The organism is Rhodanobacter umsongensis (assembly GCF_042654965.1).
Lineage (GTDB): Bacteria > Pseudomonadota > Gammaproteobacteria > Xanthomonadales > Rhodanobacteraceae > Rhodanobacter > Rhodanobacter umsongensis.
In genome coordinates this window covers 177,407-201,685 of sequence record NZ_JBHSMK010000003.1, presented here as the reverse complement: position 1 = coordinate 201,685, position 24,279 = coordinate 177,407, and the positions used below count along the sequence as shown (strand labels likewise).

Here is a 24,279-nt window from a genome sequence, read left to right as displayed (position 1 = left end):
CGCTTCGAGATGCTGAGGATCCAGGTCGGCCACTCCTACTTCCTGCGGTACGACCGCAAGCAATGGGAGCGTGGCAAGCCCTACCCGCCGCTGGCCACGATCCAGGTCGCTGCGCTGCTGCGGCAGATGGGCCATGAGGTCACGCTGTTCGACGCCATGCTGGCCGCTGGCGTCGAGGATTACGAAGCATCGCTGCGCGCCGCGCGGCCGGACGTGGTGGTCATCTACGAAGACAACTTCAACTACCTCACCAAGATGTGCCTCGGCCGCATGCGCGAGGCGGCCTGCCAGATGATCGGCGAAGCGCGGGCCAATGGCGCCCGCGTGATCGTTGCGGGCTCCGATGCTTCCGATCATCCGGACGCCTTTCTGGAGGCGGGCGCGCACGCCGTGCTGATCGGTGAAGGCATTGCGGCGCTGGCCGGATTGATCGGACGGCTGCAGTGCGATCCGACCATCGGCGTCCATGCCTGGGTATCCGGGATGGCCGGCGTGGCGACATGGGAAAACGGCCAGACGCGACTGACCCGGATCGGCGCGGTGCCGCCCGATCCGCGCGTGGTCGGCCACCCGGCATGGGATCTGGTCGACATCGAGGCCTATCGCGCGATGTGGCACGAACGGCACGGCTACTTCAGCCTCAACATGGCCGCTTCGCGCGGTTGTCCGTTCCGCTGCCACTGGTGCGCCAAGCCGATCTGGGGCAACCACTACAACCAGCGCAGCGCGCACGACGTGGCGGCGGAGATGAGCTACCTGAAGCAGGCCTTCAGGCCGGACCATATCTGGCTGGCGGACGACATCTTCGGTTTCCGCGTCGACTGGGTGACGGAGTTCGCCGCGCACCTGCACGCCGCCGACGGGCCGGTGCCGTTCACCATCCAGACCCGCGCCGACCTGATCAGCGAGCGCATGGCCGCCGCGCTCGGGCAGGCCGGCTGCGCGGAGGCGTGGCTAGGCGCGGAAAGCGGCAGCCAGCACGTGCTCGACGCGATGAACAAGGGCACCACGGTCGCCGACCTCATCACCGCGCGCGCGCGGCTCGGCGAGCACGGCATCCGCGTGGGCTTCTTCATCCAGCTCGGTTATCTCGGCGAGCAACTGGCGGACCTGCTGGCCACCCGCGAGCTGCTCGCGCAGGCCGCGCCGGACGACATCGGCGTGAGCGTCGCCTACCCGCTGCCGGGCACGAAGTTCTACGAACAGGTGAAGGCCCAGCTGGGCCCGAAGACGCATTGGCAGGACAGCGGCGACCTGGCCATGATGTTCCGCGGCGCCTACGACTCGGAGTTCTATCGCCGCGTGCGCGACCTGCTGCACGAGCAGGTCACCATCCAGCAAGCGGAGCCTGCCGGGTGCACGGAGCGCCACGCCGCGCTCGATGCGCAATGGAATGCGTTGATCGCCCGCGAGAGTGCGCACCGCAACCAGGACGCCACGCCCTCACCCGCAACCGCGCTCGCGTCCTCGCGACGCATCGCCCTGCAGTTGCGCTGATCGCGCCATGCTGCCGCCGCTCGGCATCGTCAGGAACGGCTTGCGCCGCACCACCGAGGCACTCGCGGCGGAGCTGGCGCAGCCGGACGGCGCGGCACCGGCATGGAGCGAGCTCGAATGGCAGCTGGCCACGGCCATGGCCGTGGCGCACGGCGTGTCGCCGCTGCTGTGCCAGTGCTCGACGTGGCAGCATGCGCCGTGGCGACGGTTCCTGGAGAGCCAGCGCGACCACGTCGAGCTGCGCCATCGACGCATCGCGGCACTACTGCAGCGGATCGACACCGACGCCCGCGCCGCAAGCCTGGCCCTGGTGCCGCTGAAGGGTTCCGCGCTGCACGCCATGGGAGTCTATGCACCGGGCGAACGGCCGATGGCCGATATCGACCTGCTGGTGCGCGAGGACGACGCCGCGGCCACGATCCGGCTGTTGCTGGAACTCGGTTACGTGGAGTCGTTCGTGCAGTGGAAGCACCGGGTGTTCAAGCCGGCCACCGGCCAGCCGTTCGATGGACTGGGCGAGCACCGCGACAGCCCGGTCAACATCGAGCTGCACACGCGCATCCAGGAGCGGCTGCCGATATCCCCTGTCGACATCACCGCACGAATTTATCCGCGGTCAGCGCGACCGGGCCTGAATCCCTACCCTTCGATCGGCGCGCTGATGAGCCACCTGTTGCTGCATGCGGCCGGCAACCTGTGCGGACGCAGCCTGCGCATGCTGCACCTGCACGACATCTCGCTGCTGGCCAGGCGCATGCTCGCCAGCGACTGGGACGCCTTGTGGGGCGAGCACGCTGCCGACGCGCCGTGGTGGGCACTGCCGCCGCTGCGGCTGGTTGAGCGCTACTACCTCGACGCGATCCCCGACGCCGTGATCGCGCGGGTCGAACGCGAGTGCCCGCTCCTGTTGCGGACGATGTCGCGCCGCCAGACCCTGACCCGGGCTTCGTGTTCGGAACTGTGGCTGCACGCGTTCGCCGGCATCGAATGGAGCCGTTCCGCCGGCGATGTTGCGCGGTACCTCAGGAATCGCGTCAGGCCGTCGGACGAAGCCGTGCGGGAACGCGCCGACATGGTCCGCACCCAGCTATGGCTGCAGGGCCAGGACTGGGTCACGTCGAAGCACGTCCGCCGCGTGCTGACCTGGCTCACCCGGCCGGTGCCGCGGATGGACACGCTGTACGTGGTGCGCGCCGCGCTGCAAGCCGAAGCGCGGCCGCAAACCTCCTCGCGCGACGCGGCGACGCGCTGGCGCACGATTTTTCAGGCAACCCGAAGGTAGCCGACGTGCACACGGGAGAGCAGTACCACCACGTCATGCTGGCCTCGCGGCGAGACCGGGCGGTGCGCGACAGGTTCCAGAAGATGGCGCTGGATCTGCTGCCTGCAGGAGCGGACGTGCTCGATCTCGGCGCGGGCACCGGTATCGATGCCAAGGCCTATGCCGCGCGCGGACACCGGACCTTCGTGCACGAACCTTCGCAGGCGATGCGCGACTACCTGGCGCACCATTGCCGCGACGAGATCGCCGGCAAGACCATCGTCCCGATCACGTCGCCCCTCGCCTGCAAGGTGCAGGCCGTCACGGCGAACTTCGCGGTGCTCAATCATTTCGCGGATCACGCCGCGCTGTTTGAAGTGCTGTCGCGCGTGGTCGGCCGGGGCGGCTTTGTCCTGGCCAGCATGCTCAATCCCTTCTACCTCGGCGACGCGCGTCATCGCTGGTGGCGGGCGAACATCCTGAATCTCGTGCGACGCGGCCGCTACGCCATCGATAGCGAAAGCCGCATCCATCGCTTTGCACCGCGCGTGGTGGCGCAATCGGCAACCCCGTATTTCCGGCTGGAACGCCTCACGCCGCGTGGCTTCGGACGAGCGACCCAGCTGTACATGTTCTTGCTCTTTCGGCGGGTCTGACATGTGGAAGGATTGGCTAAGGCCGTTGGTGCGTCCGCTGCCGCAATGGTCGACCGTGGCCGTCGCGCCCCCGCAGGCGGTGGTCACCGCCACCTTGCGGTGGGCTGGCAAGTCGGCGGATGTCACGGCAGGCCATACCGTGGCTTCACTCAAGCCGCTGGCGATCGCGACCGATCTCGACGCCGGCCAGCGACCGCTGCTCGAATACCGCGACAGCGCTACTGCAAGACTGCTCGGTGTGCTGCAGCTGGCGCGGGCGGCGCCGGCCACCACCGAAGACCCATCGGTGGTCCTCTATCACGTCGAAGCGGGCGAACACCGCTGCCTGCGCTGGCCGCGGCGCCCATGGAACGCGTGGCTGCAGAACCGGCTCATGTCGAAGAACCAGTCGTCGCCGCACTCGGCGCTGGCACCCTCCGCGGTACAGCAGCTCATGATCGCCTACCTGTGCCCGCGCCCGGTCGTGCTCGTCTCGGTCGACGCGCCCGGCCACCGCAACATCTTCCCGATGGACCTGATCGGCCCGCTCGAACGCAGCGGCCTTTTCTCGCTCGCGCTACGCAGCACCAATGTTTCCGTGCAGGTCATGTGCGACGTGCGACGCGTCGCGCTGTCCAGCATGCCTGCCACGATGAAGGAGGTGGTCTACAAGCTCAGCGAGCACCACAAGCAGCCACTGCTGGACTGGGACGAGCTCCCGTTCCCCGCTCGGTTGTCGCGCGAGTTCGGCATCCCGGTCGCGGCGGCGGCATTGCGCATCCGCGAGCTGGCCGTCGTGCACAGCCAGGAGGTCGGCTCGCACAGGTTGTTCCTTTGCCGCATCGTCTCCGACGAAGGCCTGGCGGACGGTGTGCAGCTGCACCACACGGCCGGTTTTCATCAGGCGTACCGCCGCCGGCAGGGCATGCCTTTCACGGAGATCTAGCCGGCGGATGCAAGGAGCGATGGCGAACGCCCGGTCGCCTCGCGCCTTCTATGTCGCCGCTACCGCGATCGTGAGACTTTGCAGGAAATGGAAATCGCGGCGTCGCAACGCGTAGCGTTCGTCGTCGGGCGCGCACAGATGTGCCAGCTCGTCGAAATCGTCCGCGTCCATGTACCTGCGCAGGCGTTCTCCCCATGATCCTCGGAAGATGCACTCCAGCAGATAGCGTTCGTCCGCTTCGGCGAGCGGATGGCTGCGCTCGATCAGGCGCGTGCGCACGCCCACCCCCCGCAGCCCCGCCTGCTGCAACCACCCGACCAGCGAGCGCACCGCAGCGAAGTCGCGCTCGCTGCGGCCGTAGCGTTCGCGGTAGTACGCGCGGACCGCCTCGTTGACGTTCTTCTCCAGACGCGCGTCCCAGGCGAAGTACATGTCCGGCAGCAACGAGCTCTGCCCCACCACGAGGCGTCCCCCCGGGCGCAGCAGGTCCGACAGCACCCGCACGCCGGCGACGGGATCGGGCAGGTGATTGATGGCATTGACGGCCCAGACGAGATCGAACGCGCCACCGGCGAAGGGCGGATTCGTCATGTCGCCTTGCACGATCAGCCCAGGCGACGGCGCGGTGCGGCGGGCGATGCCGCAATGCGCGGTGGCCAGGTCCATCCCGATCACCGTGCCCTGGCCGCGCATCGATGCGTGGAACCAGCCGATCGCCTCGCCCGTGCCGCACCCGGCATCGAGCACGCGCGAACCGGCGGGCAAGGCCAGCGCGTCGATCGCCTCGCACAGTTCCGGTCGCGCGAAGGCGTTGAACATCCTCAACTTCTGCGCGTAGTTCCGCTGCGGCGTATCGCCGAGCATGCCGGCCCGGAGGTCCGGCGAACCGCTGGCGCGCTTCATTCGCATGCGAGCAACCGGCGATAGATCGCGCCAAACACGGCCGCGGTGTGGTTGGCATCCTCGTGGATCGCCCGGCGCTGCGCTGCCGCGGCCACTCGCAGGCGGAGCGCCTCGTCGTCCAGCATGCGACGGATGGCCCCTGCGAGCGCCGGCGCATCCGCGACGGGGACGGCCAGCGCGGCCGAGGGCGCCCACTCCGCGATGTGTCCGACCGCCGTGCCCACGGTGGGCACGCCGGCCACGGCAGCCTCGAGCATCACCAGTGGCCCGGCCTCGTGCAGCGACGACATCACCAGCAGGTCGGCCGCTGCCATCAGCGGGCGCAGCTCGCGTTGCGTCTTGAAGCCGGCGAAGCTGACGCAGTGTTCCAGTCCGAGCCCGGCGGTCAACCGCTGCATCTCGCCCTGCAGCGTGTCCACGCCAACGATGTCCACCTGGAACGCCACTCCGGCCTCGCGCAGCGCCGCCAGTGCGTGCAGCAGGGTGGGCTGATCCTTGACCCGGTTGAGGCTGGCGACGTGGATCAGCCGCGGCCGCGCGGTGCGTTCGCGCGGTGCGAGCGGCGGCCACTTGCCGAGGTCGACGCCGAGCGGCACGCGGCAGGCCTGGAGGCCCAGCGCATGCAGCGCGTCGATGATCGGCGCGCTGGCCGCCGTGATGGCGTCGGCGCCGCGCAGCACGCATGCCTCACGCAGCCGTCCTTTCCATTTCCTGCGCCCGCCGTAGCCGATCCCGTGCAGCGCGACCAGCTCGCCGCCGGCGACGTGCACCAGGCTCGGCAGTCGCAGCAGCTTTGCCGCGACCACGGCAACCAGGCTGCAGGACCCGGAGAAGATGGCATGCACCAGGTCGAACGGCGCGCGGCGATGCTCGGCTCGGATCGCCGCGATCGCACGCCACCGCGTCGAGCGGTTGCCGATGTTGTGCACGCTGGCGCCGGCCAGTTGCCAGCGGCCAGCGGCCGCTTCCTGGTGCAGCGCGAACACGTGCACGTCGTGTGCGTGCGCCAGCCGCTCGATCAGGGCCAGCAAGGCGGGGATCACGCGCTGTTCGCCGCTGCGGTCCACGCCACCGGGCACGACCAGCGCGAGTTTCACGGCCTGCTCCGCGGATGCGCGTCGCGCACTTGAGCGTACGCGGCGGCCCATTGGCGGCCCACGGCGGCGAACGACAAGGTGGCCTCGAAGTGCGCGCGCACCTGCGCCGCCGACGGCGGTCCGGCCGCGGCCTCGACCAGCGCCGCGGCCAGCCGCGCCGCATCGCCGCACGGCCACAGGTGGCCGACGCGCCCGTTGCCGGTCAACGCGCGGAACGAGGGAATGTCGGTGACCACCGGCAGCAGGCCGCAGGCCAACGCCTCCAGCACGGCATAACCGCAGCTTTCGGCGTGGCTGCCGCTCACGAACAGATCCGCGGCGCGCATCATGGACTGCACATGGGGGTGCGCGATCTTGCCCAGCAGGTGCACGCGCCCGGCGAGCCGCGCATCGCGTTCGATGCGCACTTGCATGGTCTCGAGCAGCGGCGCGTCGCCGAACGCGCACCACAGCTGCAGGCGAGGCAACCGCGAGCTTGCCTGCGCCACGCCTTCAAGCACGCTCAGCGGGTCTTTGTGCCGGCTCAGATGTCCGACCCACAGCACGCAGGGATCCCCATGCAGACCGGTGCCGGCACGGGCGCACTCGCGGTCCCCGGGCGTGAAGCGCGTGCTCGATTCGGGTATGGCGAACACGCGTGGGTGCGGCCCGAACAGGCCGTCGCGGATGAACGGTTGCGCCAGGTCCGATGCCGTGAAGGCGACGCCGGCGACGGCCGCGTACCAGCGCCGCCACTGTGGGCGCCGCCACCAGCGCGGCGGGCGGTCTGCATGATCCTGCACGAGGATGGGCAGCCGCGGCAGGCATCGCGATACCGCAAACGCGTCACCGGCGAAGCCCAGGCCGTGCGCATGCATCACGTCGGGCCTGATCTCGGCGAGCCGGCCGGCGAGCGGGCCGGCAAACGATCGGCGCCGCCGGCGTGCCGGCGTGCCCGCGGCATCGACGGCGACGAAGTGGTAGTCGATGCCGTTGCGCGTGACCAGTTCGTCGCGCGCGGCCGCCTGGACCACCGACACCCGGCTTCCGCCATGGGCCGCCACTTCGGCGATATCCACCAGCGAGTGCCACTGCTCCAGCACCGCGGCATGCGCGAGATCCTTCGGCACCGGCAGGAAATTGATCTGCGCGACGTGCAAGGCCGGCACCGCTATAGGCCCGAAACCTGCGGCATGCGCAGGCGCACCAGCCGGTTGGCCAGCTCCAGTTCCCACGGCCGGTCGTACTTGCCGAAGTGATAGCGCCAGCCGGCCATCGCGCTCAGGCTGCGCTTGGCCCACGACGGCGAGCGCAGATCCTGCACGGTGGGATAGCGACAGCGCAGCACGGTGACGAAATCCTGGATGCGCCGGCGCAGTCTGTCGTCGAGCCATGGCGCGTCGGCGTGGCAGGCGTAGTCGACCCAGCGCGGCAGCGCCCATTCCTCCGGCGTGGCCGGAAACACCACCGGCTCGCCGTTGAGGTCGAACAGCGGCGGCGCCGGCCGCTTCGCGCGGTCCTTCTCGTGCCGGCTGTTTTCCGGCAGCGGCGTGTAGACGTAGATGACGATCTCGGATTGCGGGTTCACCCGCTTCAGCGCCCGGATGAAGTCGAACGTGTGCTCGGTTTCCTCCGCCGTGTTGTGCGGCGGCGCGACCATGAAGGACAGTTCGGGAATCACGCCGTGACGCCGGCACAGCTCGACCACCGCCATGGTCTGGTCCGGCCGCGTGCCCTTGCGGATCTCCTTGAGCATCTGGCCGTTGGGCGATTCCGCGCCGATGTACGCCATCCGCAGCCGGCTCTTGCGCACCAGCTTCCACGCACTCTCGGACAGGTTCAGCAGCGCGTCCGAGCGGGCGAAGCACCACCACGGCATCTCGAACCGGGCCATCACTTCCAGCAGCGGAACCATGTCCTGTTCGCGATCGAAGAAGTTGTTGTCGAAGTACTGCACCGAGTCCGCGCCGAGCTCGTGCTTGAGATAACTCAGGTCGCGTTCCAGCCGTTCCGCCGCCGGCAGCACGGTGGTGCCGCCGAACATCGCGGCCACGCCGCAGAAGGTGCAGCGGAAGCGGCAGCCGATCGCCGCCTGATGCGCCACGGTGCGGCGGCCGAGGTACGTGCGCGCGAGGTAGCGCCGCGGGTCGCCGAGCTTGTCGTAGGGCAGCACCAGCCCGTTGTCCGCCAGCGTGAAACGGCGGTTCGGATTGTGCACGGCCGCGCCGCCGCGCTTCCACGACAGCCCGCCGATCAGCGCCAGCTTCGCCTCGTCTGCCGCGCTGGCCAGCGCGGCGACCAGCTCCGGCAGGGTGTCCCCGGCCTGCCCGCGCACCGCGTAGTCGACGTAGGGCGCGGCCAGCGCCGCCTCCGGATTGAGCGTGGGGAAGTAGCCGCCCCAGATGATCGGCACGGCCGGAAAGCGCGCACGGATCGCCGTGGAAACGGCGATCGCCGGCGCCAGTTGCGGTCCGCCCATGACGCTGATGCCGACTGCGTCGAAGCGGCGCTGCTCCATGGCGCGCAACGCATCGTCGACGAACTGGCGATCGACGTTGCCGTCGATGATCCGGCTGCTGCTGCCGGTGCGCTCCAGTGCCGCGGCCAGGTGCAGCAGGGACAGCGGAAACCGTGCGCTGCGACGCGAAGTGATGGTCGGATTGATCAACAGGATATGCGGCGCGTCGTTCATCGCAGGGCCTGCAAAGTCGGGATGGTCATGGCTGGCACCGCAACTGCAGCACCAGCGCCACGGGGACCTCCAGCGCGCGGCGGTCGAAGTGCGCGCCGGCGGGGATGTCGGAGGGATCGAGCATCGGCTCCAGCACCCGTTCGATGCGCAGGCCGGCAGCCGCGCAGGCGACGTGCCAGTCGCTGTACAGGTGCGGCGTATGCCGTACGGCGTAATGCTGGCCGCCGGCCTTGAAATCGCGCAGCCAGCCCAGCGCATGGCCGATCGGATGCACGTCGCTGCACAGCACCGCGCCGCCAGGCCGGGTCGCGCGGTGCAGCTCGGCCAGCGCCGCGGGCAGGTTTTCCAGATGGCCGAGGACCAGGCCGCAGATCGTGAGATCGGCCCAACCGTCGGCTACGGGCAGCGCCATCAAGCTGCCTTGCCGCAGCTCGACGTGGGCTCGCACCGCGCCCAGCTCCGCGCGCGCGCGATCGAGCATCGCCGGCGCAAGGTCCACGCCGGCCACGCGGGCCGCGCCGCGCTGCAACGCATGCTTGATGTAGCGTCCGCTGCCGCACCCGGCGTCAAGCACGGTCTGCTCCAGCAGACTTTCCGGCAACAGCCCGAGCATGGCGCGCTGCTCGGCTTGCATGAGCGGGTTGTGGGCGTGCGCCGGATAGCTTGGCGCCCACAGCGCGTACGCCTCGGCAGGCAGCAGGATCGGCGGGCTGGTCATCAGTGGCTCCTGGCCTGACGGCCGACATCGCGCTCGCTCCGATCGGCAACCCGCTCCAGTCCCGGTTCGAGGGCGATCAGCGCGGGCTCGGCCAGCGGCGCCGCCAGCAGCTTCGGCTTCCCGTCCAGCATCACCGGGACGGCGGCCGTGCCGGTGGCTGCAAACCACTCGGCGAAATCGGGGTCGGCGATGCGCGGAACGCCGTCGCGCACCACGGCACGGATCCGGCTGCGCTCGATCTCCACCAAGCTGCGCGCCTCACCGCCGCGGTCCTCGACGATCACCAGGTCGGCCGGCGCGCCCGGCGCGAGGCTGCCGCGCGACAACAGCCGCAAGATGCGCGCGGCCTGCGTGGTGACCAGCCCCAGCAGGTGTGCCGGGGCGAGCTCGCCGCGTTCGGCGACGCCGCGCATCTCGTCCAGCAGATCACGCGCGCCGCTGAGTCGCGAATCGCTGCCCAGCGCCAGCCGGCCGGCCGCGCACAGGCGGCGCGGATCCAGCGACCGCCCGAGCAGTGCGCGATTGCTGCCCGGGCACCAGACCACCGCCGCGCCGCTGGCGATCACCCGGTCGACATCGCGCTCACGCAGCCCCACGCCGTGCACCAGCACGCTGTTCGGTGCCAGGCAGCCCAGGTGGTCGAGCTCGGCCAGCTCGGCCTGCGCGATCGCATCGGTACCCTCGGCCAGGTGGATCAGCCACGGCCGGTCGGCGGGCGTGGCGGCAAAACTTTGCGCGGCCGGGGGCCCGTAACCGGGCCAGCCCAGCGCGTAGCTCCAGCCGAAATCGCGCAGCAGGGCAACCGGAAAATTCGTGGCGTCGAGCGCCGCATGCCAGGGATCGTGATGGGCCACGCAGGTGGCGCCGGCCAGCAGATTCTTCAGCGCCCCGTGACGCAGCCGCAGCGCCTTCGGCACCCGCAGCGCGGCGATCACGGCGGGGTCGTCGAAATGCGCCTGGAAGGCCGCGATCCAGGCGTAGCTGTTGGGAAATGGCGCACCGGCGTTCAGCGGCGGCACGGTGTTGAGGTGCAGGTGCTCGTGCGCGTTGATCAGCCCGGGGAAAATCAGGTGGTCGCGCAGATCGACCCGGTACGCCCGCGCGGCCAGCGAGGCACCGATCCGCCCGCCCCGGATCGGGAGCGGTGCGCGTGAGCTCGCTTCGGGCGTGATCGAAACCGCGCGGCACAAGCTGACGTCCATCGCTGCCTGCAGGATGTCCACGGCGTCACCGCTTCCGCATCGCGATCAGAAAATGATCGCCCATGTCGCGCAGCAGCGGCAGGCCGCCCAGGCGGTCGTCGAGCCGGCCCAGGCGTTCGCACCAGTGGCGGCGGCGGCGGTAGTAGTCCACCAGGTACGGCGGCGGCATGAACAGGCTCAGCGCGCGATAGCTGTCCAGTGAAAAGTGTTCGGCGAACGCGCGATAGAACTCGCGCGGCAGGTAGTAGGACGTCCAGATCGTGTGGTGGTTCATGCCCACCGCGATCGCGCCTCGTGCCGCGCGCACGCGGGCGCGCCCGAACCGGCCGCGCAGCGCGTAGTGGCCAAGTTCCCACGGGCAGATCCGTCCCATCACGGAAAAAACCAGGCGCCCGCCGGGGTGCAGCAGGCGCGCGCACTCGGCCGCGACCGCGCGGAGATCCGGCGCGCAGTTCAGTGGACCGAAGTTCGAATAAATGCCGTCGAACTCGCCCTCGAGCCGGTCGAGCTGCTGCACGCCCAGATGCAGCGCCGTCACGCGCGACTGCAGGCCCGCGGCGACGGCGCGCGCGCGGGTGCGTTCGACCATCTGCGGCGACCAGTCGGTGGCGACCACACGGAAGCCGCGCCGCACGAATTCGATCGCGTCGATACCGGTGCCGCAGCCCAGGTCGAGCAGGCGGGCACCGGCGGGCATCGCTGCGTGCACGGCGTCCCACATGGTCAATCGCATGCGCTGGATCAGTTCGTTGTTGCCGCGCGGCCCGTCGTAATCGGCAGCCACGCTGTCGAAGGCGTGCTGCGTGTCGAGCAGCTGCGCGTCGTCGAGCAGCGCACCGCGCCGACGCGGACGAAGACGGGTGACGGATGCGGCCGGGCGCTCGCTTTTCGACTGGTGTGGCCCATTCATTTCTTCATCTCCGTTCACCCGGTGCAGGCCTCCTTGGGAAGGCGACGGCGTCCAGCTGCCGTGGATCCGCTGCGCCCGCCCCGGCTTTGCTTGCCGGCCTGATCGGTGAGTGCCGGCAGACGCCGCTTTGGTTGAATGTGCGGCCGGCGCGGACTGCGCACCCGCGCGACGCCGGTCACCTGCCGGGCGACCGCCGGCGCGCCACGTTGCGGGCGATGGCCGCCGAGGCGCCCAGGAAAAGGCTCAGCAGCATGCCGATGCCGTAGGTCAGCTCCGGGTTGGGAAACGCCTGCCGGTCGGGCACGTAGACCGGCCACATCAGCGATGTCTCGTAGGTATAGGCAGGGCCGAGCCGATCGATGAGGTCGCTGCGGGCCTGCTGCAGGGCGCGGACCTCCTCGTTCTTGTCTGCCAGCAGCAGGCTGGCCAGCACCGGGCTCGCCGCCCCCCTGCTGTTCCCGGCGCGCCCGTTTTCGATCGTGGCGGCCTGCTGCAGTCGCGCCTGGTCCGCCAGGGTGGTTTGCAGGTCGGCCTCGACGCGGGCCAGGCGCGCGCGCGCCGAGTTCAGCGGCAAGGCTTCGAGGCGCCGGTGCAGCGCATGCAGCTGCGCCACTGTCGCCGCGGCGAACTGCCTGGCCTGCTGTCTCGAATAGGCCCGCACGTTCAACCGGATCAGCGGTCCGGCGTACGGCAACGGCTCCAGCTTCAGGCTCTTGCGGTAGAGCTTGGCCTGCGCCGACTCCGGCGAAAAACCCGCGCCCGCCATGACCTCGTTCTGGAACGGCACCAGCTGCAGCCGCTCGAGCACGCGCGCCAGCGGTTCGACCTTGGGGTCCTGGCCCGACGGCACCTGGCCGACCTGCGCGATCTGGATCCAGGCGCTCGCCTCCCACTGGCGTTTCACCAGGTGCGCAAAGGCATAGGTGCAGACCAGGGTCAGCACCAGCACGCCGGCGAACCATTTCCACTCGCGGATGAAGATCCGCCACAGATCGATCAGATAGATTTCGTCTTGTTCCATGGTTCGATGCTCACGGATTGAAGGGTGCGGACGGGGTTTGCATGGCCGGCTCGGGCGGCGATCCGGTCCGCGGCGTTCGGGTCGGCAGCCAGGCGGCGAAGACCTGCATGCAGAGGCACAGGCCGAGGAAGCCGGCGTTGGTCCAGGTGAAGGCCTGTGGGGCGAAGGGCGACATCACGCACACGTAGGACACGCGCAGGAAAATCAGCAGCGAGAACAGCGGCACCGTCGGGCGCAGCCGCTGCACGCTCCACAGCAACATGCCGTACAGCACGCACATCGCGGCCACGGCGCCGAACGGGCCCAACGCCAGCAGGAAGGGAAAGAACTCCGTGCCCACGTTGATGTTCGGCGCGTCCAGCGGGATATCCGTGCCTGCCGTGGCGACCGAGCCGCTCATCGGCACCAGCTGGTTGATGAGAAAACTGCTGTTGGCGTAATGCTTGGCCAGCATGGCGCTGAAGTTGTAGGGCCCGGCGCTGCCATACAGCAGCAGCCACTTGATGCCTTGCGGCGCCGCGCGGTAGATGGCGCTGAAGGGCAGCGTGACGTGGTCGAGCGGGCCGGAGCGCAGCATGCCGAGGATCGAGAAGATGCTGATGCCCGCGAACGCCAGCAGGCCCACGCTCTTCCATGGCAACGGCCGGTCGTCGTCGCGCCGCAGCAGGATGACCAGCGCAAACGAGAACACGGTGGCGAACAGCCGGTTCCGATCGATCACCAGCACGGGAAACACGAAGCCCACGAGCATGAGGGCGATGCGCAGCCGCCGGCTCCTGGCGCAGAGCAGCCCGATCGGCGGAAGCGCCCAGCACATGTCGGAGATGTGCCGGACATGCTCGCGGCCGCCCGCCATCGATGCATAGGCGGAGGGCGTGTCGAACAGGGGAACGGGGAACAGCGTGAGGTCGAGCAGGCAGAACAACGCGACCACGCCGGCGAACGCCAGCGCGACGAAGGCATCGCGGCTGCCCGCGTAGTGGCGCGCGCGGAACCGGGCGGGGGGCGGGAGCCGGACGCCGGCCTGCACGTCGAACAGCATGATCGCCGCTGCCATCACCGCGAGCAGCAGCAGGCCCGGCAGGTAATCGACCGGCAGCTCATAGGTGAGCAGCGTGAGCGCGCAGGCCAGCAGGATCGGCAGGGCGAGCCAGCACGAAGGAAGCCGCAGCAAGGCCTTCATGGCGCGCCACCATCGGGATGCGTGGTGGTCGGCCGCGCTTTCGACACGACGACCAGCCACAGATACGCCGCCAGATGCAGCAACAGTGGGCACAGCCGCCGCTGCAGGAACGAGATCTTGGCGCCGATGTAATGCGACTGCGCGCGCAGCAGCGTCCGGTAGGGTTCGCCGAACAGGCCGGCCCGGCGCAGGGCGACATGCCGCGACTCATCCAGGTTGACCATCCGGGTCGCGGCATGCCGCGTCTTGCTGAGGTTGCTGTCGTGCAGACGGTACGCGCAGACGCCGACGTCGATGAAGCCGAGCGCATCACGCGCCGCCAGCCGCAGGAACAGATCCCAGTCTTCGATGCGCAGGCCTTCGCTCCAGCGGTCGACGGTATCCAGCGCGCTTTTCCGGATCAGGGCGACCGGCCCGCCGATCGCCCACTGGCTGATGATGGCGCGGCGGATGCCGTCGTCGGATCGGTAGAGCTCCTTGTTGGCGCCGTGGAGCCCGCACATGCCGCTGTCGTGCAGCTTGTTTCCGTCCCGATCGACGACCACGGAATCGCCGATCACCGCGCCCTTGCACGGATGCGCCAGCAGGTAGCGGACCTGCGCGTCGAGACCGCCGGGCAACAGGTAGTCGTCGCTGGCGCCCGGCCGCAGGAACTCGCCGCTCGCGCGTGCCACCAGTTCGTTCAAGGTCGCGGCGATGCCCCGGTTCTGCCGCCGCACGTATTCGATCGGCAGTTCCATGCAATGCGTCGCCACCCAGTCGGCGATCCGCTCGCCGGTCGCATCGGTCGAGCCGTCATCGATGATGATCAGCTCCTTGGTCGGATACGCATCCTCCAGCACGCTGTCCAGGCAACGCTGCACGAAACGCTCGTGGTTGAATGCGGGGATCAGCACCGAGACCAGCGGCGGCGCCTGGGTGGCAGCATCGTCGGCCATCGTCACAGGCCTCCCAGGTAGCGTCGGGCGACCAGTACGGTGAAGGCCAGATACAGCAGGTAGTTGACCGCGAACGCGTACATCGCGCCGACCAGGCCGAAGTGCGCGGTGAACCCGTAGACCAGCGCGAGATAGCTGGCCGCGAACAGGCATTCGGAAACCACGAACAGCCGCGTCATCGCCTTGGCCAGCATGAGATAGGACAGGATGAAGGAGGCGATCTTGAGCACGTCGCCGACCAGCTGCGGGCCATACAGGGCGTTGGCCGACGCGAAGTCCGGCGTGAACAGCAGGCGCGTCAGCCAGCCCCTGCACGCGTACACGGCAGCTGCCAGCACCGCCACCGCGGGCAGCAGGTAGCGATAGGCTTGCCGCAGTTCCTGCAGCAGCGCCGTGCGGTCGTGGGTCGCGGCGAGCCTGGGCAGGTAATGGATGTTGATGGCAGTGGTGAGAAACAGCAGGTAGGCGTCGGATACCTTGCTCACCGCCTGCCAGTAACCGACCTGCTCCCAGCCGAAGCGCAGCGCGAGGTGGTCGCGCACGGCGATGTTCACCAGCGGAGGCAGCAGCGCCGAGCTGATCGTCATCACCGAGAACGTCGCCAGCCGCAGCGTCATCTCGCGGTCGTGGCGCAGCCGCAGCATGCTGCGGTGGAAATACGAGCTGCGCCACCAGGCCGGCAGGGCGACGGCCAGCCACAGCACCTGGCTCAGCACCAGCGCCAGCAGCGCGCCGTACAGATGCAGCCAGCGCGCCAGCCACACCATCATCACGATGCCGACCACCGACCCGGTCACCTGGATGAACGCCAGCCGGCGCACGTCCATGAAGCCGTTGACCACCGCGAGAATGTAGTTGACCAACGCAATGCCGAGCTGCGCGATCGCAAGCACGCGGATCAGGCCGGCGTACTGCGGATCGCCCAGCAGCCACAGCGCGATCCATCGGCTGAGCAGCAGCGCGACGCCGCCCATCAGGCAGGATGCGCAGAACGCGTACCACAGCGCGGCCGAGAGCAGGCGCGACAGCCGTTGCGGGTCGTCGCGATACTCGGCCACGTACTTCACGACGGCGGCGCTGATGCCGCCGCCGGCCAGCACCGCCAGCAGCGACATCAGGCTCATGAACTGGCCGAGCCTGCCCACGCCTTCGGGGCCGGCGAACCAGGCCACCAGCTTGATCGCGACCAGGCCGGCGAGCAGCCGCGCCGCCGTGCCCATGCCGGTGTAGAAGCCGGTGCGCACGATGTTCATGGCGAGCACGCGAACGTCCGGCAGGCTTCGATCACCCGATCCACGGCGTCATCGCCCAGGGTCGGCCCCATCGGCAGGCTCAGCACCTCATCATGCAGCCGTTCCGTCAACGGCAACCGGACATGCCGCAGGAACGCGTACGCCGGTTGCCGATGCGGCGGCACCGGATAGTGCACCTGGGTCTGGATGCCCTGCGACTGCAGATGCCGCTGCAACGCATCGCGCCGGCTGCAGCGGACCACGAACAGATGCCAGGCGTGCTGCGCTTCCCGCGCCACCAGCGGCAACCGGATCTGCGGATGGTGGATGGCGTCGCAATAGCGGCGCGCCACGCGGCGCCGCCGGGCGATGTCATCGTCCAGGTAGTGCAGCTTCACCCGCAGCATCGCGGCCTGCAGTTCGTCGAGCCGCGAATTGAGCCCCGGGTAGAGGTGGCGGTACTTTACCTCGGAGCCGTAGTTGCGCAGCGCCGCGACTCGCCGCGCCAGCGCGGAGTCGTCGGTCACCACCGCGCCGCCATCGCCCAGCGCGCCCAGGTTCTTGGTGGGAAAGAAGCTGAAGGCGGCCGCGTCGCCGAACGCACCGGCCTTGCGGCCTTCGCGCATCGCGCCGTGCGCCTGCGCCGCGTCTTCGATCAACAGCAGACCATGCCGCCGGGCCAGCGCGGCCAGCGCCGGCATGTCCGCCAGCTGGCCGTACAGATGCACCGCGATGACCGCGCGCGTGCGCGGCCCGATGGCCGCTTCGACGCAGGCCGGATCGAGGTTGAAGCTGGCCGCGTCCGGCTCCACCGGCACCGGCACCAGCCGGTTCTCGGTGATCGCGAGGAAGCTGGCGATGAAGGTGTTGCCAGGCACGATGACCTCGTCGCCTTCCGTGAGGGCACCAAGCTCCTTGTAGCCGCGCAGGATCAGCGACAGCGCATCCAGCCCGTTGCCCACGCCCACGGCGTGGCGCACGCCGCAGTAGGCGGCGAACTCGCGCTCGAAGGCGGCCAGCTCCTCGCCGAGCACGTACCAGCCCGAGTCGATGACGCGCGCCGCGGCGGCCTTCAGCGCGCGGGCGTAGCGCGCGTTGACCTCGCGCAGGCTGAGGAACGGCACGTCTGACGGCGCGGCTTCCTTCGGAGCGGCGTTCATTGCAGCGGCCACTCGTAGGTGTCGTGCACGACCGCGCGGGCGCCGAAGTATTCCTTCTGCGCGACCAGGCCGCCGTTGAGCACCTGGCCATGCCGCTCGGTGGAAATGCCGAAGCTGAAATGGCGGCGGCTGGCGTAGGTGTCCTCGATCAGTTGCGCCAGCAGCAGGCTGAGCGCATCCAGCTGCCGGCCCTCCGCCGAGACGGCCAGGTATTGCGTATGCACCACGCGCCCGAAGTCGTAGACCAGCACGCCAGCCAGCAAGGCACCGCCGCGGCGCGCCTCGTGCAACACGATCTGCTGCGGAAACCGCGCCTGCAGCAGGCGCAGCTCTGCCAGGCTGTGCGTGGGCACGGCATCGTGCTTGCGCAGCGCTTCCGAAAGCAGCCGGTGAAAACCTTCCAGGTCGGTGCCTGCCTGCAGGTCGATCCCCGCCCGCTTCGCCTTGCCGACCGCGCGCCGCCGTCCGGGCGTAAAACGGAAGGGCTCCTGCAGCGCGATGGCCGAAGAGAGGTCGCGCCGGGCCAGCCGCGCTCCAACCCGGTGCAGCGCGTACAGATCCTCCTCGGCAGGGTAGGCATGAAACACGTGCGGCACCGCCCGGTAGACCACGCGCTCGACCCCGAGCGCGCGATAGTGGCTGCCGATCTGTTCGAACAGCGCCAGCGTGGCTTCGGCGCGCAGGGCGTGGCTGGTGATGAGGCCGGCATAGGTGAGCCCGCCGTGGCTGGTCACCGTGCGGTCCTGGATGGTCGCGGGGAAGACCGCCACCAACTCGCCGCCACGCTCGACCACCAGCGAGCGGTCGACGAAACGGTCGGCGTGGTAGTCCATGTAGCCGCGCCGATGCAGCAGGTTGCCGTTGCGCGAGCGGCCGACCAGCGCATCCCAGGCGGCCGCGTCGGCCGGATCGTAGGGCCTAAGCGTGAACATGCGCGTCACTCTCGAAGCGGGCGCAGTCGACCTCGGCCACGCCGAATCCATCCAGCCCCATGTCGTTGCCGTTGTAGAACATCAGCAGCCTGTCGCGCTGGCGGATCAGCGCGGGGTAGCAGATGACCCGCGAATCCCAGCCATCGACAGACAGCTTCATTCCCAGCGCCTCGTCATGACGTTCCCAGCGGATGCCGTCATCGCTGTACGCCACGCCGGGGAAGTATTCCCTGCCGCGATTGCCGCGCGTGAAGTACATGACGTATCCGCCGCCGAGGCGGTACACGCGCGGGCGGCCGATCCGGTACTCGCTGCCGCGCGGCCGCAGGCAGACATGATCTTCGCGCGGCATCGCCGCGAGATCGTCCGTCTCCGCGTAGCGGATGTGGTAGCGCGGATACGGCTGGCCGCCGATGCTTTCCCAGTCGTCGCCGACGGCGTACCAAAGCCGCCAGCGGCCGTCCTCATGGATGGCCGAATGCACCGCGGCGATGGTGCTGCGGCCGGGCGCGCGATCGAGGATCGGTGTTTCCTGCACGCGGCGGAAATGCCCGCCACCGTCGGTCGACACGGCGAGGCCGGTGAAGGCCAGGAACTTGGCCCTGGCCACGCGCTGGAAGCCGACGTAGAACAGGTGAAGCCCACCCGGCGCGCCGACGACGTCGCCCAGGATCACGCCGTTGTCGTCGAAGCAGCCGCCCCGCCCGATGTCGAGCGCCGGCTCGGCGCTGACGCGCACGATCGACGTCGGATCGTCCGCCCGTACGTCGACGTAGCCGATCCGGCTGACGCCGTCGGCATCGCGAAAACCCGCGTAGACGCGGATGGTGTCGTCATCGATGCGCCATGGTGTCGGCGTCAGCGCCGAGTGCAGCATCCAGTCGCCCACGCCATGGCGCGCGGTCTCGAAAACCAGTCCCTTCTTGGTCCATTCGAACATGCGTTCTTCAAAGCCTCACGTCGAGGCTGGATTTGCCAGGTACCGCCTTGGCCGGCGAGCCGACGTAGATCCGGCCCGGTTCGGTATCGCGCGTGACCAGCGCGCCCGCGCCGATCACGTTGTCCGGCGCGACCCTCACGTGGTCGTTGAAGGTGGCGTTCACGCCGATGAAGCTGCCCTGCCCGATTTCGCAGTAGCCCGAGATAACCGCGTGCGAAGCGACGAACACGTTGTCGTGCACCACCGTGCGATGGCCCACGTGATTGCCGCTCCACAGGATGCAGTTGTCGCCGATGCGCACGAAGGGCTGGATGACGTTGCCTTCGAAGATGAAGCTGTTCTCGCCCACCTCGGCGTTGCGCCACACGAACGCGCGCGTACTGACGTAGCTGGCGAAGCGATAGCCCTTGCGCTTGGCATCCTGGTAGAAGCGCGTGCGCACGCGATTGAGCTGGCTGGCCGGAACAGCGACGAACAGGTCGACGTCGGCGGGCGGGTAGTCCACCGCGAGTGTCTCGTAGGCCACCACGGGGCGTCCCGCCAGCAACGGTTGCGTGAGGTAATCGCGCTCGACGCTGAAGGCGACCACGTCATGCTCGCTGTCGTGCTCGAAGTACTCGCAGGCGATCTGCGCGAACTCGCCCGCGCCGACGAGGACTAGCGGCCGAGACATGCGGCCACGTCCTGCGGGTACATGGCCCCGTTGACCTCGCGCAGGAAGTCGGCGTAGTCGGTGATGTAGTCGTTCCGGTCGTACAGCTGGTCGGCCAGCACCATCAGCACGCAGTCCTCGCTGAAGTCGTACAGCTCGCGCCACACCATCCGGCCGAGCAGCAGCCCCTGCGAAGGGTCGTTGAGCACCACCGCCACCGGTCCACTGCCGTCGTCCAGCAGGAAGGTGACCGAGCCGCGCACCGTCACCGCCAGCTGGTTGAGCCGGCGGTGCGCGTGCCGGCCTCGATGCACGCCGCTCTTCGTGGCGAACAGGTAATACACGCGACGGATCTCGAAAGGCACGTTGCGGTCCTGTTCCAACGCGATGAGCATGCCGCGGTTGTCGCCATGCTTCTGCAACTGGATTCGTTCGATTTCCATGTTCGAGGCCAGGCTGTGATTCCGAAGACGACCCACCCGTCCATTGAGTGCCGCGTGGCCGATGGAAGGTTGCGTCGGCGCCGTCGCCATGGCCGCGGGCACGCAAGCGCGCAGGACAAGTTCTCATCGCACCAGCGGCCTTCGCCTGCGCGCAGGAGGCCGCGCCTGCTGCGCCTGTTCGGATGCTTCGCGCGGTCGCAGCGCGCGGGCCTGGACACCGGAGCGGCTGCGCCTTCAACGGCAACCGGCAAGGCAGGCCCAACCCCGGCGCCAAAATGAAATACGATGGCCCCGCCGAACGCCGGGGAGCTGGGCGATCCCGCCACCCGCCCTGGCTCGGTCGGCTGATGGCCTTCCCTGGCCCGTGCCGATCGAACGGCACCGACGTGGACAAGGGTCGGCAGCACTGATCGCTCGAAGGTGAACCGATGCCTCGCTCATGAAGGACTCTCGCTTCCCCTGCACAGCGGCCGACCCGCGCGGTCGTCCTGCCCGCTCCCATCGCCTTGCGCGGGCCATCGGCAGCGGCGCTTGCAGATGTGCGGTTCTTGCCCTCGCATGGGTCATCGGCGGCGGCCTTCCGCTGGTGCTGCACGCACAATCGACCACCTTCAGCAGCACCGTGGCGCTCAGCTCGCAACTGTTCGATCGGGGCCAGGCGATCACCGGCCATACGCCGATCCTGCAGGGTGCAGCGGCTTGGACGTTTCCGACAGGCTGGTCGCTGGGGGTGTCGGCAGGCGCCGCCGCGCATTCCCCGGGACGCCTGGTCGAGGCGCTGGCCCAGCTATCGCGTCACTGGTCGCTGTCCAGCGACTGGCAGCTGCAGGCGAGCCTGCTCTATTACCGGTATCCGGGCACGACCCGGTACGGCGCTTCCGACCGCATCGAGACCGGGCTCGGCGGAACCTACCGGGACGTGCTCACCGTGGGACTGTCGGCCATCTACGTGCTGGGGCCGGACGGCCACCGGCCGCGCGGCGCGGCCGACGTCAATCTGCACTGGCCGTTGGCGGGGCGCTTTTCGTTTTCCGCCGGGACCGGCGTCGCCCAGTCCCTGGGCGCGTCGTACCGGCCCCGGCGCTACGGTTACTGGAGAACCCGCGGCCAGGCCCGCACGGGGCTGACCCACTACGGCCACGTCGGCCTGCTGTGGGGCGACGGACCCTGGCGAATCGAGCTGGACCGCATCTTCGCCGACCCGGCAACGCGCCGGCAGTGGAGCTACCAGGACGCCTCGCCCTGGGTCGCCACGGTATCGCGTTCCTTTTGATGGAGAGAGCAACCTTCCCGCGCCGATGCGGTACTCACGTAGCGGGCCCCTGAAGCGGATTCATCCGAACCCATGAACGACGCCGATATCGATGCCGATGTCACCGACCGCCAGCTGCTGCAGCGCATGTCGGCGGGCGATCGCGTTGCGCTGGAGGTGCTCTACCGCAGCTATCACGGCCGGCTCTGTCGTTTTCTCGCGCGGTTGACGCGGCGCCCCGACGTCATCGAGGAGGTCATCAACGACTGCCTGTGGATCGCCTGGCAGAAAGCCGGCAGCTTCCACGGCGACTCGCGCGTATCCACCTGGCTCATGGGCATCGCCTATCGCTGCGGCCTGAAGGCGCTGCGGCAGCACGGCGACGAGCCGGTCGAGGACGACGCCATGCCCGAACGGCGCACGCCCGCGCATGACCTGGACGAAGACCGCGAATTGCGCGACTGGCTGGGCAAGGGGCTCGCTCGCCTGTCGGCGGACCAGCGTGTCGTGATCGAACTGGTCTACGGCGTCGGCCATACCCTGGACGAAGTCGCGGTCATCATGCAGTGCCCGGTGGGCACCGTGAAGGCGCGGCTGTTCCACGCGCGCGTGAAGCTGCGCAACGTGTTGCCCGCCCTGGCGGGAGACGCACCCATCCATAAGGAGCAGCAGCCATGACGACCCCGGTAAGTTCCGACCGGGATTGCCTGCGCGCCTGGGAAGCGATGCCCTGGGTGCTGCAGGACAGCGCCACGCCCGCGCAGGCCGAATGGCTGCAGGCGCACCTGGCGCAGTGCGCGGCCTGCCGCGCCGAGTTTGCGCAGCAAAGCCGCCTGCGCCGGGCGATGACCTTGCCGCCCGAGGTCTCGGTCGATGCCAACGTGGGCCTGGCCCGCCTGCTGGCGCGGCTCGACATGCCCGAACCGCAAGCCGAGCCCGCGCCGCTGCGTTCCGGCGCACGCTCGGGAAGCTGGCTGAACCGGGCACTGGTCGCGGTGGTGCTGCTGCAGGCACTCGGCATCGGTGCGCTGGGCGTGAAGCTGTGGTCGGCGGACAACAGCCCTTCGTACCGCACCCTCAGCGAGGCACCCGCACCCGCGGTCGCGGGGACGATCCGCGTGGTACCCGACGCGGCCATGTCCGTCGCCGACTGGAACGCGTTGCTGCATGCGCTGCAGTTGAAGGTGGTGGGTGGCCCCAACGACGTCGGTGCCTACACCGTCGTGCCCGCGGGCCCGGGTTCGGCTTCAGCGTCGCGCGCCTTGCGGCAGTTGCGCGCCACGCGCGGCATCCGGCTGGCGGAGCCCGTCGCCGGCACGCCATGAAGCGCGCCTTCCTCCTGCTCGCAGCCACCGCGGCGCTGAGCGCATGCGCCACCGCGCCGCCGAAAGCGCCGTCGGCCGACCCTGGCCGCGCGGCGCTCGTCGGCGCAGCGTCGATGGACAGCCAGCGCGACATCGTGCTGGCCGTCGCCAATCCGATCGATCCACCCGCGATGCACGCCGGCTCCAGCCTGCTCGGCTATGCCCCGTCGAAATTCTACGGCGCCGGGCAGCGCGCGGCCGCCACCCTGGAGGCGCTCAAGCGCAGCTACGGCATGCGCGAAGTCACCGGCTGGCCGATCAAGGCGCTGGAGCTGTACTGCGTGGTGCTGAAGCCGCCGCCGGGCATGTCGCGGGAAGCGCTGCTCAACGCACTCGCCGGGGACAACCGGGTGCAGCTCGCGCAGCCGCTGCACGATTACTCCGTCTACACGAGCGGACCGCCCGCGCCACAGGACAACGACCCCTACACCACCCTCCAGCGCGGCTTCATCGAAACCGATGCGGCGCTCGCGCACCGGTTCAGCGAGGGCGACGGCGTGCGCGTGGCGATCGTCGATACCGGCGTCGACGCAGCGCATCCCGATCTGCAGGGACGCATCCATGACATGCACAACATGGTCGATGGCAATGCGGCGACGTTCAACCGCGATGGCCATGGCACGGAAGTGGCGGGCGTCATCGCCGCCGACGGCGACAATCACCGCGGCATCGTGGGAATGGCGCCCAAGGCCACGCTCAGCATCTACAAAGCGTGCTGGTATCCGGCCGCCGCGCAGGCCGGCGCGCGCTGCAACACCTTCACGCTGGCCAAGGCGCTGGCGGCGATCATCGACACCGATGCGCGCATCGTCAACCTGAGCCTGGGCGGCCCCGCCGATCCGCTGCTGGACAAGCTGCTCGTGCATATCCTGGAAGACGGCCGCATCGTGGTCGCCGCGATGCCGCCCGACGGCAGCGTCGACGGATTTCCCGTCGATGCGCCCGGCGTCATCGCGGTCCGCGTCAGCGACGTCGCGGCCGCCTTGCCCGGCGTGGTGAGCGCGCCCGGCAACGACATCCTGACCACCCAGCCGGGCGGCGGCTACGACTTCACCTCCGGCTCGTCCATGGCGGCGCCGCACGTGAGCGGCATCGCGGCGCTGCTGCTGTCGCTCTCCCCGCGGCTGGACGCGCATGCGATCCACCAGCTCCTGCTGCGCAGCAGCAAAGTCTCCGACGGCATGCTGCAGGTCAACGCGGCGTCGGCCGTGGAAGCGCTGCGCGGAAAGCAGCAAGCCACGCGTTGATCACCCGCGAGCACGGGCCGGCAGTGGCTGCCCTCGATAGAAAAACTATCTTTTGAACATGTCGGGCCGGCTCGA

Annotated in this window: 24 protein-coding genes; 8 read left to right on the top strand and 16 right to left on the bottom strand. The window is 69.3% G+C overall.

Annotated features, from left to right (window positions below; translation table 11 throughout):
* Positions 1-9 precede the first annotated feature (9 nt).
* From ACFPME_RS06150 to ACFPME_RS06135, 4 genes are read left to right on the top strand one after another with little or no spacing between them, the layout of a single operon-like run.
* Entirely contained in the window at positions 10-1,497 is a 1,488-nt protein-coding gene (locus ACFPME_RS06150) for a B12-binding domain-containing radical SAM protein (RefSeq protein WP_377303170.1), read from the top strand.
* Positions 1,498-1,504: 7 nt separating this feature from the next.
* A complete protein-coding gene (locus ACFPME_RS06145) occupies positions 1,505-2,779 on the top strand; it encodes a nucleotidyltransferase family protein (RefSeq protein ID WP_377303168.1) in 1,275 nt (424 codons plus the stop codon).
* Between the two features lie 5 nt (positions 2,780-2,784).
* Complete coding sequence (locus ACFPME_RS06140; protein ID WP_377303166.1) at positions 2,785-3,414, top strand: class I SAM-dependent methyltransferase; 630 nt, start codon at positions 2,785-2,787, stop codon at positions 3,412-3,414.
* Between the two features lie 28 nt (positions 3,415-3,442).
* Positions 3,443-4,339, top strand: a complete 897-nt coding sequence (locus ACFPME_RS06135; RefSeq protein WP_377303655.1) for a flavin reductase — start codon at positions 3,443-3,445, stop codon at positions 4,337-4,339.
* 48 nt (positions 4,340-4,387) lie between these two features.
* Here the strand turns inward: ACFPME_RS06135 and ACFPME_RS06130 are convergent, their stop codons facing one another.
* The 16 genes from ACFPME_RS06130 to ACFPME_RS06055 all read right to left on the bottom strand — a co-directional run bounded on the left by ACFPME_RS06130 (position 4,388) and on the right by ACFPME_RS06055 (position 20,341).
* The gene (locus ACFPME_RS06130) at positions 4,388-5,248 is read right to left on the bottom strand and encodes a class I SAM-dependent methyltransferase (RefSeq protein WP_377303164.1); all 861 of its coding nucleotides are present in this window, start codon (positions 5,246-5,248) and stop codon (positions 4,388-4,390) included.
* The gene (locus ACFPME_RS06125) at positions 5,239-6,339 is read right to left on the bottom strand and encodes a glycosyltransferase family 4 protein (protein WP_377303162.1); all 1,101 of its coding nucleotides are present in this window, start codon (positions 6,337-6,339) and stop codon (positions 5,239-5,241) included. The genes ACFPME_RS06130 and ACFPME_RS06125 overlap by 10 nt, the downstream gene beginning before the upstream one ends.
* Positions 6,336-7,478, bottom strand: coding sequence for a glycosyltransferase family 4 protein (locus ACFPME_RS06120; RefSeq protein WP_377303160.1), 1,143 nt, complete (start codon positions 7,476-7,478; stop codon positions 6,336-6,338). The genes ACFPME_RS06125 and ACFPME_RS06120 overlap by 4 nt, the downstream gene beginning before the upstream one ends.
* A gap of 11 nt (positions 7,479-7,489) precedes the next feature.
* Positions 7,490-9,010, bottom strand: a complete 1,521-nt coding sequence (locus ACFPME_RS06115) for a B12-binding domain-containing radical SAM protein (protein ID WP_377303157.1) — start codon at positions 9,008-9,010, stop codon at positions 7,490-7,492.
* A 25-nt stretch (positions 9,011-9,035) separates the two neighbouring features.
* Positions 9,036-9,728 carry a class I SAM-dependent methyltransferase gene (locus ACFPME_RS06110; protein WP_377303155.1) on the bottom strand — a complete coding sequence of 231 codons (693 nt, stop codon included), beginning with the start codon at positions 9,726-9,728 and terminating at the stop codon, positions 9,036-9,038.
* Positions 9,728-10,930: an amidohydrolase family protein gene (locus ACFPME_RS06105; RefSeq protein ID WP_377303653.1), complete on the bottom strand. Its 1,203-nt coding sequence runs from the start codon at positions 10,928-10,930 to the stop codon at positions 9,728-9,730. The genes ACFPME_RS06110 and ACFPME_RS06105 overlap by 1 nt, the downstream gene beginning before the upstream one ends.
* A 25-nt stretch (positions 10,931-10,955) precedes the next feature.
* On the bottom strand, positions 10,956-11,840 hold the full coding sequence (locus ACFPME_RS06100; RefSeq protein ID WP_377303153.1) for a class I SAM-dependent methyltransferase: 885 nt from the start codon (positions 11,838-11,840) through the stop codon (positions 10,956-10,958).
* A 175-nt stretch (positions 11,841-12,015) separates the two neighbouring features.
* The gene (locus ACFPME_RS06095) at positions 12,016-12,861 is read right to left on the bottom strand and encodes a Wzz/FepE/Etk N-terminal domain-containing protein (RefSeq protein WP_377303151.1); all 846 of its coding nucleotides are present in this window, start codon (positions 12,859-12,861) and stop codon (positions 12,016-12,018) included.
* Positions 12,862-12,871: 10 nt separating this feature from the next.
* Complete coding sequence (locus ACFPME_RS06090) at positions 12,872-14,044, bottom strand: hypothetical protein (RefSeq protein ID WP_377303149.1); 1,173 nt, start codon at positions 14,042-14,044, stop codon at positions 12,872-12,874.
* Positions 14,041-14,982 (bottom strand): glycosyltransferase family 2 protein, encoded by a 942-nt coding sequence (locus ACFPME_RS06085; protein ID WP_377303147.1) that lies wholly within the window; start codon positions 14,980-14,982, stop codon positions 14,041-14,043. The genes ACFPME_RS06090 and ACFPME_RS06085 overlap by 4 nt, the downstream gene beginning before the upstream one ends.
* Positions 14,983-14,984: 2 nt before the next feature.
* Positions 14,985-16,235, bottom strand: coding sequence for an O-antigen translocase (locus tag ACFPME_RS06080; RefSeq protein WP_377303651.1), 1,251 nt, complete (start codon positions 16,233-16,235; stop codon positions 14,985-14,987).
* Positions 16,232-17,374 (bottom strand): DegT/DnrJ/EryC1/StrS family aminotransferase, encoded by a 1,143-nt coding sequence (locus tag ACFPME_RS06075; protein WP_377303145.1) that lies wholly within the window; start codon positions 17,372-17,374, stop codon positions 16,232-16,234. The genes ACFPME_RS06080 and ACFPME_RS06075 overlap by 4 nt, the downstream gene beginning before the upstream one ends.
* Positions 17,371-18,306, bottom strand: coding sequence for a GNAT family N-acetyltransferase (locus ACFPME_RS06070; protein ID WP_377303143.1), 936 nt, complete (start codon positions 18,304-18,306; stop codon positions 17,371-17,373). Before ACFPME_RS06070 ends, ACFPME_RS06075 begins: the two co-directional genes overlap by 4 nt.
* On the bottom strand, positions 18,293-19,246 hold the full coding sequence (locus ACFPME_RS06065; RefSeq protein WP_377303141.1) for a glycoside hydrolase family protein: 954 nt from the start codon (positions 19,244-19,246) through the stop codon (positions 18,293-18,295). The genes ACFPME_RS06070 and ACFPME_RS06065 overlap by 14 nt, the downstream gene beginning before the upstream one ends.
* Positions 19,247-19,253: 7 nt before the next feature.
* Positions 19,254-19,919 (bottom strand): acetyltransferase, encoded by a 666-nt coding sequence (locus ACFPME_RS06060; protein WP_377303139.1) that lies wholly within the window; start codon positions 19,917-19,919, stop codon positions 19,254-19,256.
* The gene (locus ACFPME_RS06055; protein ID WP_377303137.1) at positions 19,904-20,341 is read right to left on the bottom strand and encodes a sugar 3,4-ketoisomerase; all 438 of its coding nucleotides are present in this window, start codon (positions 20,339-20,341) and stop codon (positions 19,904-19,906) included. The genes ACFPME_RS06060 and ACFPME_RS06055 overlap by 16 nt, the downstream gene beginning before the upstream one ends.
* Before the next feature lie 586 nt (positions 20,342-20,927).
* On the opposite strand from ACFPME_RS06055, the gene ACFPME_RS06050 reads away from it, so the two are divergent.
* The 4 genes from ACFPME_RS06050 to ACFPME_RS06035 all read left to right on the top strand — a co-directional run bounded on the left by ACFPME_RS06050 (position 20,928) and on the right by ACFPME_RS06035 (position 24,204).
* Complete coding sequence (locus tag ACFPME_RS06050; protein ID WP_377303135.1) at positions 20,928-21,614, top strand: TorF family putative porin; 687 nt, start codon at positions 20,928-20,930, stop codon at positions 21,612-21,614.
* Positions 21,615-21,686: 72 nt separating this feature from the next.
* A complete protein-coding gene (locus ACFPME_RS06045; protein WP_377303133.1) occupies positions 21,687-22,271 on the top strand; it encodes an RNA polymerase sigma factor in 585 nt (194 codons plus the stop codon).
* On the top strand, positions 22,268-22,918 hold the full coding sequence (locus ACFPME_RS06040; protein WP_377303131.1) for an anti-sigma factor family protein: 651 nt from the start codon (positions 22,268-22,270) through the stop codon (positions 22,916-22,918). The genes ACFPME_RS06045 and ACFPME_RS06040 overlap by 4 nt, the downstream gene beginning before the upstream one ends.
* Positions 22,915-24,204, top strand: coding sequence for a S8 family serine peptidase (locus ACFPME_RS06035; protein ID WP_377303129.1), 1,290 nt, complete (start codon positions 22,915-22,917; stop codon positions 24,202-24,204). Before ACFPME_RS06040 ends, ACFPME_RS06035 begins: the two co-directional genes overlap by 4 nt.
* Positions 24,205-24,279 lie beyond the last annotated feature (75 nt).

What these genes read in the sequence shown, in the direction of transcription:
- ACFPME_RS06150 (WP_377303170.1), top strand. Translation starts at nt 10, where the DNA reads ATGCTGAGGATCCAGGTCGGCCACTCCTACTTCCTGCGGTACGACCGC.
- ACFPME_RS06080 (WP_377303651.1), bottom strand. Translation starts at nt 16,235, where the DNA reads ATGAACATCGTGCGCACCGGCTTCTACACCGGCATGGGCACGGCGGCG.
- ACFPME_RS06075 (WP_377303145.1), bottom strand. Translation starts at nt 17,374, where the DNA reads ATGAACGCCGCTCCGAAGGAAGCCGCGCCGTCAGACGTGCCGTTCCTC.
- ACFPME_RS06035 (WP_377303129.1), top strand. Translation starts at nt 22,915, where the DNA reads ATGAAGCGCGCCTTCCTCCTGCTCGCAGCCACCGCGGCGCTGAGCGCA.
- ACFPME_RS06110 (WP_377303155.1), bottom strand. Translation starts at nt 9,728, where the DNA reads ATGACCAGCCCGCCGATCCTGCTGCCTGCCGAGGCGTACGCGCTGTGG.
- ACFPME_RS06055 (WP_377303137.1), bottom strand. Translation starts at nt 20,341, where the DNA reads ATGGAAATCGAACGAATCCAGTTGCAGAAGCATGGCGACAACCGCGGC.
- ACFPME_RS06085 (WP_377303147.1), bottom strand. Translation starts at nt 14,982, where the DNA reads ATGGCCGACGATGCTGCCACCCAGGCGCCGCCGCTGGTCTCGGTGCTG.
- ACFPME_RS06065 (WP_377303141.1), bottom strand. Translation starts at nt 19,246, where the DNA reads ATGTTCGAATGGACCAAGAAGGGACTGGTTTTCGAGACCGCGCGCCAT.
- ACFPME_RS06095 (WP_377303151.1), bottom strand. Translation starts at nt 12,861, where the DNA reads ATGGAACAAGACGAAATCTATCTGATCGATCTGTGGCGGATCTTCATC.
- ACFPME_RS06105 (WP_377303653.1), bottom strand. Translation starts at nt 10,930, where the DNA reads ATGGACGTCAGCTTGTGCCGCGCGGTTTCGATCACGCCCGAAGCGAGC.
- ACFPME_RS06090 (WP_377303149.1), bottom strand. Translation starts at nt 14,044, where the DNA reads ATGAAGGCCTTGCTGCGGCTTCCTTCGTGCTGGCTCGCCCTGCCGATC.
- ACFPME_RS06100 (WP_377303153.1), bottom strand. Translation starts at nt 11,840, where the DNA reads ATGAATGGGCCACACCAGTCGAAAAGCGAGCGCCCGGCCGCATCCGTC.
- ACFPME_RS06070 (WP_377303143.1), bottom strand. Translation starts at nt 18,306, where the DNA reads ATGTTCACGCTTAGGCCCTACGATCCGGCCGACGCGGCCGCCTGGGAT.
- ACFPME_RS06040 (WP_377303131.1), top strand. Translation starts at nt 22,268, where the DNA reads ATGACGACCCCGGTAAGTTCCGACCGGGATTGCCTGCGCGCCTGGGAA.
- ACFPME_RS06060 (WP_377303139.1), bottom strand. Translation starts at nt 19,919, where the DNA reads ATGTCTCGGCCGCTAGTCCTCGTCGGCGCGGGCGAGTTCGCGCAGATC.
- ACFPME_RS06115 (WP_377303157.1), bottom strand. Translation starts at nt 9,010, where the DNA reads ATGAACGACGCGCCGCATATCCTGTTGATCAATCCGACCATCACTTCG.
- ACFPME_RS06145 (WP_377303168.1), top strand. Translation starts at nt 1,505, where the DNA reads ATGCTGCCGCCGCTCGGCATCGTCAGGAACGGCTTGCGCCGCACCACC.
- ACFPME_RS06130 (WP_377303164.1), bottom strand. Translation starts at nt 5,248, where the DNA reads ATGCGAATGAAGCGCGCCAGCGGTTCGCCGGACCTCCGGGCCGGCATG.
- ACFPME_RS06045 (WP_377303133.1), top strand. Translation starts at nt 21,687, where the DNA reads ATGAACGACGCCGATATCGATGCCGATGTCACCGACCGCCAGCTGCTG.